The following is an 11,734-nucleotide window of genomic DNA, read 5'->3' on the forward strand; positions in this document are numbered from 1 at the left end:
GCATCGTGACCGGTTCGGCTCGCGGGACAGGCTGTTCGGTCAAGCCGGACCCGGCGCGCCGCCGAAATCGAACGAGATGACTACCAAGGCGACCAGCAGGGCGGACGATGCGAACGATGCCGTCGCGATGATGGCGATCAAGCGCGTTCGCCTGCCTTCCCGACGCCACTTGCCGAATCCTTGATACACACAAGGTGCGACGACCCGGTTCAGCTCGTCCGCGCCTCCAGCATCGTCGCGCGAACCTCCTTCTTCAGGATCTTGCCCACCTTGGAGCGCGGAAGTTCGGACCAAATCTCGATGTCCTTGGGCGCCTTCACACTTCCGATTCGCTCCTTGACGAAGGCGATGATGTCCGCGCTCGCGATCTCGTGGCCGGCGCGCAGTTCGACAGCGGCCGTTACACGTTCGCCCCACTTGGGATCGGGGAGCCCGACGACCGCCGAATCCTTGACCGCGGGATGGGCGAGCAGGGCCTGCTCCACCTCCGCCGAGTACACGTTGAACCCGCCGGTGATGATCATGTCCTTCGCGCGGTCGACGACGAACAGCAGCCCCTCGTCGTCCAGATATCCGATATCACCGGTGTGATGCCACCCGAAGGCACCGACTTCCGCTGTCGCCTCGGGGTTTTCGTGATAGCCGTCCATCACCAGCGGGCCGCGCACGACGATCTCGCCGCGCTCGCCCCGGGGCAGCAGGGCGCCCTTGCCGTCCATGATGGCCACCGTGGTCAGTGGCGTCGGCCGGCCCGCCGAGGTCAGCCGCTCGGTCGCGATCGAACCGTCCGGGCGGAAATGGTCGGCCGGTGCGAGGGTGGCGATCATGTTGGGTGCCTCGGTCTGGCCGAACAGCTGGCCGAGCACGGGCCCGATCCGATGCAGCGCCTCCTCGAGCCGGGTCGGCGACATCGGGGCCGCCCCGTACCAGAGGCATCGCAGCGAACGGAGGTCGCGGCGGTCGAGATCCGGATGGTCCAGGACACCGTAGATGACCGTCGGCGGCAGGAACGCGTGCGTGATGCGATGCCGCTCGATCAACGCGAGGAACTCGCCGATGTCGGGCGCCGACATGATCACGACCTCACCGCCGAGGCTCAGGATCGGGAAGGTCAGCACGCCCGCCGAATGGGTCAGCGGCGCGAGCGCGAGATACCTGGGCCGCTCGCCGAACGGATAGCTCATCAGGGCCAGGGCGGTCGCGGTCATCATGTTGTCCTCGGTGAGCCGCACGCCCTTCGGCCGCCCGGTGGTACCTCCGGTGCCCGCCAGCATGCACAGGCCGCCGTCGGGCCGGCGCGACTCGTCGGGTTCGCCCCCGTGCGCGGCAAGCCAGTCGTCGAACCGGGTCGCCCACTCGACGTCACCGTCGAGGCAGACGAGCCACTGCAACTGCGGAAGCTCACCACGGATCCGGTCGACCAGCCCGGCGAACTTCTCCTGGAAGAACAGCAGCCGACAACCGAAGAGCGCGAACAGTTCCCGGTTCTCCCCGGCCTCGTTGCGGGGATTGACCGGGCACCACACCGCACCCGCCCGCGAGATGCCGAAGACGCAGGTGAGTGCGAGCGGGTCGTTGGCCGACAGCACCGCCACCCGATCCCCCGCGGCAACGCCCGTGTGCTGGAGTGCACCGGCGATGCGGACGGATCGGTCCTGAACCTCGCCGTAGCTGGCGCTCACGCCACCGGTGGTGAGGCAGGGCGCCTCGCGGCCGAGCGAGGCGCCCTTGTCGAGATAATCCGCGAGACGCATCGTCGGCCTCAGCGGTGAACGGAGACAATCGGATCCAGCACAAGGCCGAACGAGCGCAGCGTCCCGAGCAGTTCGCGGTACCCGAAAGCCTGGCAGCTGGAGGCGAATCCGGTGCGCCGCGGCGGGCCCTGCACCAGTGCGGCGGCGGCGTGCGCGTTGAGCAGCGCGGTCTGCTTGTAGTTGCAGTTACCGTGAATCACACAGTGCGCGCGTCCGAGTGGACCGGAGGCGTAGACCGAATCCAGCGAGGTATTGACCCGGGGATTCTCCCGCGGAGGCATCTCGCTGCGGATGGCCGCCGACTGCTCGTCGATGATGCGGTACTTCTCCTGCTCGGACTTGCCCTCCATCTGCTGCAGCGCCGCGGCCACCAGCACCGGAACTCCCTGCATCAGTGGACGATTGAACACCCCGCCCAGCGCCCGGACATTGGCGACGCGCGGATCGTTCTTGAACCACACCGGATGCGAGGTGCCGCCCCAGGGCAGCGCCAGGCCCAGTTCGTGCTGGCCCGGCACGCTGACCGTGTACAGCCCCTCCTCGGGCGGCCACTCGACATATTCGTTCTGTTCGAGGTAGTACGCCTTGGCGAAGGCCGCGTTGGTGAGGATGGTGTTGGTCGAGGCGACGGTGGGATGCCCCTTCCAGAACACCTCGATGTCGAGGGTATCCAGCCCCGGAGTCTCGAGGCAGATGTTCGCGGCGATCTCGCCGATCGAGTACATCTGCGCCAGGCCGGGCGTGAGAAGCAGTCCGCGCGAGATGAATTCGGCGCTGTACGCGGCTTCCGCCTCGATCATCCAGTTCTGCTCGCCGTTGGTGTCGGTGTAGTGGGCCCCGATCTCCAGGCAGGCCCGCACCACCTCGTGACCGTAGCGGGCGAAGGGCCCGACGGTGTTGAGCACGACACTCGCCCCGCGGAACGCCTCGGTCAGCGCGGCGGCGGTGTGCTCGACCTCGGCGATCTCGTGGTCGACGGTGTCGATGCCCGGTACGGCATCGATCGCGGCCTTGACGCGCCCGTGGTCGCGGCCGGCGGCCAGGAACGGAATATTGTACTCGCGCAGGTACTCACAGATGAGGCGGCCGGTGTAGCCGGAGGCCCCGTAGACGACGACGCGCTTGTCGGTGGGCATGACTGAACTCCTCGATAGGTCGGGTATCGGTGAAAGCTGTTGTGATGTATGGGAACTGGCTGGCTACATGCCCATGCCGCCGTCGACGGGCAGGCCCGCGCCGGTGATGAATTTCGCCGCGTCCGAGGCGAGGAAGACGACGGCATCGGCCATGTCGTCGATCTGGCCGAGGCGGCCGAGTGGGGTCAGCTCGGCGACCGCCTGAGCGGCGGCCTCGGGAGAGGGAAACAGGCCGAGCTCGGCGCAGTCGACGGCGAGCTTGTTACCCATGGCGGTCGGAGTCAGCGCCGGGTAGATGCAATTGACCCGCACCCCGTACCCGAGCCTGCCGGATTCGGCCGCCGCGACCCTGGTCAGACGGTCGATGCCGGACTTGGTCGCGGAGTACATGCTGATGCCGGGGAAGGCGATGGTCGCCGCGACCGACGCGATGTTGACAATGGCTCCGCCGTTTCCGGCCGCGCCGCCCGGGCGCATGGCGCGAAACGCGTGCTTGATGCCCAGGGCCGTACCGAGAAGGTTGACCTCCAGCATCTTCGTGGCCGCGACGGGGTCGAGATCGACCAGCAGATCGGTGACCTCGATGCCCGCGTTGTTGACGACGATGTCCAGCCCGCCCAGAGCCTGCACCGTCGTGGCGACCGCGGCCTCCCAGGCGGCGTCGTCGGTGACGTCGAAGGCGACGAACTCGGCCTTGACACCGGTCTGCCGGAGATTCTCGACGGCCATCTGGCCGCCCTCGACGTTGACATCGCCGATCGCCACCGAGGCGCCCGCCGCCGCCAGCGCCTGCGCCATGCCCGCTCCCAGACCCTGGGCCCCGCCGGTCACCAGCGCGGTACGTCCGGCCAGGTTGTCACTAGTCATGTCGATACCTCTTCGTCGAGTGTGGAGAAATCCGCGAGTGCGATGTGGGACACAACCGCCATGCGATGTGTTCCAGGCCACAGTAGGTGGAAATCTTGACAGTCGTCAAGACTTTTCTTGACAGTCGTCAAGACTTCTCTGGACACTTGTCAAAAGAGCGCGAAACACGCACCGCTACACTCATCAGGACAGCTATGACGTGACCCGGCCGACAGGACATAACGTGACTCAGGTCGCCGACCCCAAAGCCCGCGTGGAAGAGCGCGCCCGCGACAAGTTCCAGGCGCGCCGAACCGAGCTGGCCAGGGCGACCCTGCACACGCTGGCCGAGCTCGGTTACGCCCGCACGAGCCTGCGCGAGATCGCACAGAACTCCGAGTACTCGCACGGGGTGCTGCACTACTACTTCACCGACAAGCTGGACCTGATCGCCCACGCCGTGCGCCAGTACGAGGCCGTCTGCGTCACCCGGTACGACGAGGTCGTCGCCGCGGCGCAGAGCGCGCAGCAGCTCCACACCGATTTCGCCGCAATGTATTTCGGCACGCTGAAGGCCGACGCCGCGGTTCATCGGCTCTGGTACGACTTGCGCAACCAGAGCCTGTTCGACGACTCCTTCCGCGACGACGTGCTGGACATCGAGTCGCGCCGCGAGGAGATGATCTGGCGGGTGGTCTCGCGCTACTGCGAACTCTCGGGCGCCGAGCCCGCATGGACGTCCGCCACGGTCTACGTGACCATCGACGGCATCTTCCAGCGGGCACTGCTGCACCACTTTGCCGGGCGCGCAACGGAAATCGACCAGGCCCACGATCAGCTGGATGCGGTCTTCGCATCGCTCACCGCCCCCGCGGGGCCGACCGGCGCTTAGCCAGCTAAACCCGTTGCGCACCAGCGCAATCCGGACGATCCCGGTTCTACAGCACCGTGTGGCCGTACATCTCGCCGAGCCGGTCGGCGATCAACTCGATCCGGGCCCCGTCGGGATCGCGGAGGTACGCGGAGACCTGGCTGTGCGTCTCGTACGCCACGCCCGCCGCGTCCAGGCGCCCCAGAACCTCTTGCCAGCGCGAGGGTTCCATCGAGATCGCCAGGTGGTGCAGCCCGCCCAGCACCTCGGCGTAGGGCCCGACGTCCAGGCCCGGGAAATCGAAGAACGCGAGCAGATTGCCGTTGCCGATGTCGAAGAAGAAGTGCGAGGACCCGGCGTAGTCGCGGTTCTCGATCAGCTCGGTGAGCGGAAACCCGAGCAGATCCTGATAGAACCGGATTGTTCGCTCCACGTCGCTGCTGATCAGCGCCGTGTGATGCAGGCCGCGGGCGGTCGAGCCACCGCGCTCGGCGGGCGGGCGCAGGTAGGCCTCGCGCAGGCGCTGCCGGTCCGCGGGCGCATCGGAGGTGTAGGTCATATCGGCCTCCCGGGAGTTGCGGGTATATCCATGGTGGCGGTCATCGACACGCGCCGAGGTCACAACCGGACGGTGGCGTGCATTTCCCACACCAGGATTTCGGCCGGTTCCGTCGCTGTCACCTGCTGGCCGCCGGTCGCGGTGAACCGCACCGCGTCGCCGGCGCGCAACTCACCCGCACCCTCGAGCTGCACGGTGCCGCGGGGCACGAACAGGTGCAGGAACGGAGCCTCCGGCAGTTGCACCGACTGGCCCGGCGCGAGCCGCGCGGCGTGCAGGGCCGCGTACTTGTTCCGGATCCGGATGGCGGCGTTGCCATCGTGCTCGGGCATTCCGGACGCGACCGGCACCAATCCGCCTGCCAGCAGCTCGGATTCGATCTCCAGCTGCTCGTAGCCCGGCGTGATGCCCGGCTCGTCGGGCACGACCCACATCTGGACGAAGTGCACGGGATCGCGGTGCTCCTCCCCCTGCAGCCGCCAGGAGTCGTTCTTCTCCGAGTGCAGGATGCCGGTTCCGGCGCTCATGCGCTGGGCCAGGCCGGGGTAGATGACGCCGTTGTGGCCGGTCGAATCCTGGTGCACCAGCGAGCCCTGTAGCACCCAGGTGACGATCTCCATGTCGCGATGCGGATGGGTCTCGAAACCCGTTCCGGGATCCACGATGTCGTCATTGTTGACCAACAGCAGCCCGTGATGGGTGTTGGACGGGTCGTAGTGCTGGCCGAAGGAGAACGAGTGCTTGGAATCCAGCCAGTCGAAGCGGGACTTCATCCGGTCCTCGGCGCGGCGGACATCGATCTCGGGGGTCAGTTGGATGGTGCTCATGGTGTGAGTGCCCTCCTTGAGGGTTCCGGGGAACCTATTTGGTTTCCATGTCCACCAACTGGCGGCCGGGCTATTCTATTCCCACTCGGCCTTCAGAGCAGCGGAACCAGCGGGGCGCGGGCGTCGTCGAGATTGGGGACGAGGTCGACCAGCCCAGGCGATCCCGTTCGATCAGGCCCCTTCGGCGTCGCCCGCCCGCACTGGCCGGCGGAGCGGAAGATCCGCGATCATGTCCGCGGCGAACCTCGAAATGCGTTCGGGGGGAAAGGCTTCCGGTTCGGCGAGGGTGAGCCTGCCGGCATCCCAAATGAAGGCGTGCAGCGCGCGGGCGGTCATCTCGACGTCGCGGTCGGTGGTGGTGGCGCGGACGAAATCCTCCAGGACGCCGACCAGGGCGGCACGCAGGCGCTCCAGGTGCCGGCGGAAGGTCGGATTACTGCTGTCGACCAGGAGGAAGGCGGCGCGCCAGCGGTCGGGTTCGGCCGTGACCGCGCCCAGGAAGCCGGTGAGGAATTCGACGATCGCGGCGGCCGGGTCGCCGGGGCGCAGCGGCAACAGCGCCGCCACCTGAGCCAGGCCCCGCTCCTCCTCGCGGGCCAGCGAGGCGCGCAGCAGCTCGTCGGAATCGGCGAACACGCTGTAGACGACCGGGCGGGTAACCCCGGCCGCGCGGGCGACCGTGTCGATGGACACCTTGTGAATGCCCTGGTCGACGATGACGCGCAGGGTGGCGTCGAGCACGTGCTCGCGGCGCTGCTCGGGCGACCGCCGCGGCGCGTACGGACGATTGCGCCTGCTCGCGGGTTCGGTCACGGAATCTCCCTTTCGCAGCCTCTGGCGGTTTGCCCATCCTACAGCTACCGTAGCTTCGGTAAGTGAAGCTTCACTACCTGTAGCTTTTGGAGGTTTCCCCGGTGACAACCCCGACCGACGAGCACTCCGGCGCGGCCGCGTACCTGCGCCTCATCGACCCCGCGGTGCGTGCGGACCCGTACCCGGTGTACGCGCGGATTCGCGACGGCGGACCGTTCCGCGTGGCCGGCGCGCCGATCGTGGTGCTCTCCGGCTATGCCGACTGCGCCGCGATGCTGCGCCATCCGGCCGCCGGCGTCGACCGGACGCTGTCCACGGCGCGGCTGGCGACGATGCCCGTCTATCGCGCGGGCTCCGACGACCGGACGGACGAGGCGGTGCCGTCGTTTCTGTTCCTCGATCCCCCGGACCACACCCGGCTACGCCGGCTGGTGTCCAAGGCGTTCACGCCCCGCGTCGTGGCCCGGCTCGAGCCACGGATCACCGAAATCGTCGACACACTACTGGATTCCGCGCTCACCGCCGGCGGCTTCGACGCCGTCGCCGACCTCGCCTACCCACTGCCGGTGACGGTCATCTGCGAACTACTCGGCGTGCCGCTGGCCGACGAACAACGCCTCGGGCACTGGTCGCGCATCGTCTCGCGCTGCCTCGACCCGACCTCGCGCTCGCTGCCGCAGTTCCGCGCCGATCCGGACGAGCTACGCCGCGCCGCCGACGACATGTACGCCTACTTCGAAGAGCTCATCGACGTCCGGCGTGCGCACCCCGGCCCGGACCTGCTCTCGGAGTTGATCGCCGCCGAGGAGGCCGGCGACACGCTGACCCATGGCGAGTTGATCTCGACCTGCGCCCTGCTGCTGACCGCCGGACACGAGACCACCGTCAATCTCATCGCCAACGCGGTCCTGGCACTCCTGCGCGACCCGCGGCACCTCGCCGCGCTGCGCGCCGATCCCGGATCCGCGGCCGGCATCGTCGAGGAGACCCTGCGCTACGACCCACCGGTCCAGCTGATCCCCCGCATCGCCGCCGACGATCTGGATATCGGCGGCACCCGCATCGACCACGGCGACATCGTCATCATGCTGATCGCCGCCGCGCATCGCGACCCAGTGGTCTTCTCCGACCCCGACCGCTTCGACCCCACCCGGGAGAACCGGCATCTGGCATTCGGCCTCGGCGCGCATTTCTGCCTCGGTGCGCCCCTGGCCCGCCGCGAGGCGATCGTCGCGCTCACCCGATTCGCACAGCGCGTGGAATCTCCACGCCTGCACTCGGATCCGCCGCCCTACCGGCCCCACATCAACCTGCGCGGGCCGGAGGCCATCCAGATAACCCTGTGAGCCGCAACCGATCCTCGGATAGTCGTCTGCAGAAAGTTACCCGGAACCGCCTGCGCTACAACGCAGATCGAACCATGACCACCCCTGGCGCGCAGAACAACGCCGCTCGGCGTCATGCCCCCTCAGCGCTCACCGACGCCCGTCGCCGCGGTGTGCAGGTCCGTAATCAGTTCCCGCACAAGCGCTGTCGGCCTTCGGCGATGGACAATGCTGATCTCGCGGGCGGGCCGGTACCCCCGCAGGCCGTGAACCGCGACGCGGCGGCCGTCGGCCGCGGCGAGAATGCTCTGCGGGACGAGCGCGATCCCCAGCCCCGCGTCGACCAGCGCCAGGATGACGTGGTAATCGGCGGACTCGTAGGCGACGCGCGGTGCGATATCGGCCTGGCGCGCAAGGGTTTCCAGACACGTCCTGTTCGGGATGCCCGGCGCGCCGGAGATCCACGTCTCGTCCGAGAGGCGGGTGAGGTCCAGTCCGCGCGGAGCGGCCTTGCGCGCCAGGCGATGATCCGCAGGCACCGCCAGCCGGAGTGGGTCCTCGAGCAACACCCGCCGCTCGAGCCCCGGATGCGGGACCTGCGCCACGCCCGGGTAGCGATGGGTGATCAACACGTCGAGGTCGCCGGACGTCACCAGCCCGTAGCCGTCGGGCGGCTCGATGTCGACGAGCGACAGCTCCGCGCGCGGATGCCGGGATTGCAGCGCCGCCAGCGCCGCGGGCACCAGCAGCTGCGTGGCAGTGGAGAAGGATCCGAGCGCGAGCCGCTGCGGCTGCATCGCCAGTGCGGCATCGAGCGCGGTCCGCGCCTGGCGGAGCTCGCCGATCACGCGTTCCGCGTGTTCCACCAGCACCGCACCGACCGGTGTCGGGGTGACACCGGTCGGATGACGTTCCAGCAGACGGGTTCCCAGCTCGGCCTCGAGTTTGGCGATCTGTTGCGACAGCGCCGAGGGCGTGAAGGACAGGGTGCGCGCGGCCTCGGCAATGGACCTGGCGTGGGCCACCTCCATCAGCACCCGTAGGCGGTTCACATCGAGCTCTCGCACCATGCACTCATATTAAGCGTTGCTAATGTCAGCTTATTGATCGTTGCTTGTGCTAATGGGGCGGCGCGCGAAGCATGAAGGTCATGCCGAGCCCAACCACCAGTCCCACCCCCGCACTGTCGGTCACCGACGTCCACGCGGCCGCCGAGCGGATCCGCCCGTACATTCGCCGAACCCCCGTGTTCGAGCTGGAGATCGACGGCCGGCGGGTGCTGCTGAAGCTCGAATACCTCCAGCGCAGCGGCTCGTTCAAACTGCGCGGCGCGGTCAACGCGCTGCTGTCCGGCGCGCGGGAGGATCGGGTGATCGCCGCGTCCGGCGGCAACCACGGCCTCGCGGTCGCGACCGCGGCGTCGCTGCTCGACCTGCCCGCGACAATCTATGTGCCCCAGTCTGTTCCGGACGCGAAGGCGCGGCGCATCGAGGCCGCGGGCGCGAAACTGATCCGGCACGGCGCCACCTTCGCCGAGGCCGCGGCGGTCGCATCGGAGGTCGCCGCGCGGCCGGGGCACCGGATGGTGCACCCCTTCGACGATCCGGCCGTTGTCGCCGGACAGGGCACGGTGACGGCCGAGATCGTCACCGACGCACCGGAGGTCGACACGATCGCCGTGGCCGCCGGCGGCGGTGGGCTGGCCGCCGGAACGGCCCTGGCCGCCGGGGACCGCCGCGTCGTCGCGATAGAACCCGAGCACTGCTGCTGCCTGCACGACGCGCTCGCCGCGGGCCACCCGACGGATTCCGAGGTGCGCTCCGTCGCCGCGTCCGCGACGGGAGCCAGCCGGGTCGGCCGGGTGCCATTCGATGTCCTGACCTCCCACGCGGTGTCCTCCCAGCTGGTCGACGACGAGCAGATCCTGCGGGCCCGCGACCGACTGTGGGAGGAATGCCGGATCGCGGTCGAACCCGCCGCCGCGATTCCGTTCGCCGCATGGCTCGCCGGGCTGGTGCCCGGAGAACTGCCGTGCCTGATCGTCTGCGGCGCGAATGCGGACTGGACGGCCGCCTGAGCCCACTCCCCCACGGCCCTGATGGGCGCCGTCGGCGAAGCCGTCCGAAACCCGCGCATGGCCGGAGCGAATGCGGAGGTACGCCTAACCGATCTCGACCCGATCCGGGCTCGCCGCACGCCGAACGGGCCTGCGCAGCAGGGTTCCCGCGATCGCCGCGGCGGCGATTCCCAGCGCGGCGGCCAGCACGAACGCCGCGCGGTAGCCCGCGGTGACGGCCAGCACGCCACCTATCGGACCGGCCGCGAGAATGCCCATATCCCACGAGGAGGTGACCGCCCCTACCGCGGCGCCGGGGCGCGGAGTGCGGATGCGCCGCAAGGTGACCGCTACCGTCGCCGGGTACATCAGCGCCAGCCCGGCGCCGGTCAGCGTCGCGCCGATCAGGATCGCCGGTTCGGTGCGCAGCAGACCCGCGAGCAGCAGGCCCGCGGCCTCGACACTCAGCGACCAGATCGCCACCCGCACGCCACCCACCCGATCGACCAGCGGGCTGCCCGCGAACCGCGTCGTCACGAACGCCACCGCGAACAGGGGCAGGGCCGCGGCCTGGCCGCCGCCGTGGAAGCTGCGCAAATACAGTACCGCCAGCGCGGAGACGGTGCCGTACCCGTAGGCCGAGAGCCCGAAAACCATGCCGGGCAACCCGATTCCGGCGGGCATCACCTCCGCCGGCCGCCACGGTACGGCGGTGCCGGGGCGGTCGGCCTGACGCGGGGTCGCGATCGTGAGCGCGGCGGAGAACAGTGCCAGCGCCGTCACCATCCACCAGACGCCGCGATACCCCGCCGCCGGGTCCACCAGCGCGGCCAGCACCGGCCCCACCGACAGCCCGCCCCACATCGACAGCCCGAACCATCCGGCCACGCGTCCGCGCTGCCCGGGGTCCGCACCCGAAAGCACCCACGGCAGCGCCCCGGAGAACAGGGCGGCCTCTCCGGCTCCCATCACCAGTCGGGACGCCAGCAGCGCGGCGGGGGCGGGCGCCACCAGGTGCCCGATGCCACCGAGCGCGGTCAGGATCCCCCCGAGGATCACCACCGTCCGCGCCCGGCCGTTGTCCGCGGCGGCGCCGGCGAACGGGCGCCCCAGCGCGGTGGCCAGGAATGCGATGCCCACGGCGCCGGCGCTGAGGACGGGCCCGCCGCCGAATCGGTGTACCACGAAGGCAGGCATCTCCTGAATGGTGGCGCCGAGGGCCAGATAACCGGCCAGCACCGCCAGCCAGAGCCGGATCAGAGGAACCTTCGAGCGTTCGATCATCCTCGGATAGTAACGATCGTTACCATCAATTGGCAATCGTTGTCCGGCAAGGGCTTCGGGTATTGATATCCACCGGCGCGATGACCGGACCCAGCACCGTTACGGTCGGCGGCACCACCCGGGTGGAGCCGGGAGTGGCGTGGGCACAACGGCGTTGCTCCGCTGGGTCCAGCTCTGCGACCACCGCGTCCGCCGCGCACTCGGGCGCGCCCGCGACGATAAGGTGGGATGTATCGGGCCGATGCACCTACCGCCCGGCCTGT

Annotated in this window: 11 protein-coding genes; 3 read left to right on the top strand and 8 right to left on the bottom strand. The window is 69.1% G+C overall.

Annotated features, from left to right (window positions below; all coding sequences use genetic code 11):
* Positions 1–209 precede the first annotated feature (209 nt).
* From ABH933_RS30610 to ABH933_RS30620, 3 genes are all read right to left on the bottom strand, one after another.
* A complete protein-coding gene (locus tag ABH933_RS30610) occupies positions 210–1,754 on the bottom strand; it encodes an acyl-CoA synthetase (RefSeq protein WP_429422099.1) in 1,545 nt (514 codons plus the stop codon).
* An 8-nt stretch (positions 1,755–1,762) separates the two neighbouring features.
* Positions 1,763–2,890 carry a DUF5938 domain-containing protein gene (locus tag ABH933_RS30615; RefSeq protein ID WP_215922435.1) on the bottom strand — a complete coding sequence of 376 codons (1,128 nt, stop codon included), beginning with the start codon at positions 2,888–2,890 and terminating at the stop codon, positions 1,763–1,765.
* 63 nt (positions 2,891–2,953) lie between these two features.
* The gene (locus tag ABH933_RS30620; RefSeq protein ID WP_429422097.1) at positions 2,954–3,757 is read right to left on the bottom strand and encodes an SDR family NAD(P)-dependent oxidoreductase; all 804 of its coding nucleotides are present in this window, start codon (positions 3,755–3,757) and stop codon (positions 2,954–2,956) included.
* A gap of 223 nt (positions 3,758–3,980) precedes the next feature.
* Here ABH933_RS30620 and ABH933_RS30625 point away from each other — a divergent pair, with 223 nt between their 5' ends.
* A complete protein-coding gene (locus ABH933_RS30625) occupies positions 3,981–4,628 on the top strand; it encodes a TetR/AcrR family transcriptional regulator (protein WP_429422095.1) in 648 nt (215 codons plus the stop codon).
* 46 nt (positions 4,629–4,674) lie between these two features.
* Here the strand turns inward: ABH933_RS30625 and ABH933_RS30630 are convergent, their stop codons facing one another.
* From ABH933_RS30630 to ABH933_RS30640, 3 genes are all read right to left on the bottom strand, one after another.
* Complete coding sequence (locus ABH933_RS30630; RefSeq protein WP_429422579.1) at positions 4,675–5,166, bottom strand: VOC family protein; 492 nt, start codon at positions 5,164–5,166, stop codon at positions 4,675–4,677.
* A gap of 59 nt (positions 5,167–5,225) precedes the next feature.
* Positions 5,226–5,993 (bottom strand): pirin family protein, encoded by a 768-nt coding sequence (locus tag ABH933_RS30635; RefSeq protein WP_429422093.1) that lies wholly within the window; start codon positions 5,991–5,993, stop codon positions 5,226–5,228.
* Between the two features lie 171 nt (positions 5,994–6,164).
* Entirely contained in the window at positions 6,165–6,806 is a 642-nt protein-coding gene (locus ABH933_RS30640; protein WP_429422091.1) for a TetR/AcrR family transcriptional regulator, read from the bottom strand.
* Positions 6,807–6,907: 101 nt separating this feature from the next.
* Between ABH933_RS30640 and ABH933_RS30645 the strand changes: the two genes are divergently transcribed.
* On the top strand, positions 6,908–8,152 hold the full coding sequence (locus ABH933_RS30645) for a cytochrome P450 (RefSeq protein ID WP_429422089.1): 1,245 nt from the start codon (positions 6,908–6,910) through the stop codon (positions 8,150–8,152).
* A 122-nt stretch (positions 8,153–8,274) separates the two neighbouring features.
* Here the strand turns inward: ABH933_RS30645 and ABH933_RS30650 are convergent, their stop codons facing one another.
* Positions 8,275–9,201 carry a LysR family transcriptional regulator gene (locus ABH933_RS30650; RefSeq protein WP_429422087.1) on the bottom strand — a complete coding sequence of 309 codons (927 nt, stop codon included), beginning with the start codon at positions 9,199–9,201 and terminating at the stop codon, positions 8,275–8,277.
* Positions 9,202–9,281: 80 nt separating this feature from the next.
* On the opposite strand from ABH933_RS30650, the gene ABH933_RS30655 reads away from it, so the two are divergent.
* Positions 9,282–10,208, top strand: coding sequence for a serine/threonine dehydratase (locus ABH933_RS30655; protein WP_429422085.1), 927 nt, complete (start codon positions 9,282–9,284; stop codon positions 10,206–10,208).
* Positions 10,209–10,292: 84 nt separating this feature from the next.
* Here ABH933_RS30655 and ABH933_RS30660 read toward each other — a convergent pair whose 3' ends face one another.
* Positions 10,293–11,471 carry an MFS transporter gene (locus tag ABH933_RS30660; RefSeq protein WP_429422083.1) on the bottom strand — a complete coding sequence of 393 codons (1,179 nt, stop codon included), beginning with the start codon at positions 11,469–11,471 and terminating at the stop codon, positions 10,293–10,295.
* Positions 11,472–11,734: the final 263 nt, after the last annotated feature.

The organism is Nocardia sp. GP40 (genome assembly GCF_050434125.1).
Lineage (GTDB): Bacteria > Actinomycetota > Actinomycetes > Mycobacteriales > Mycobacteriaceae > Nocardia > Nocardia albiluteola.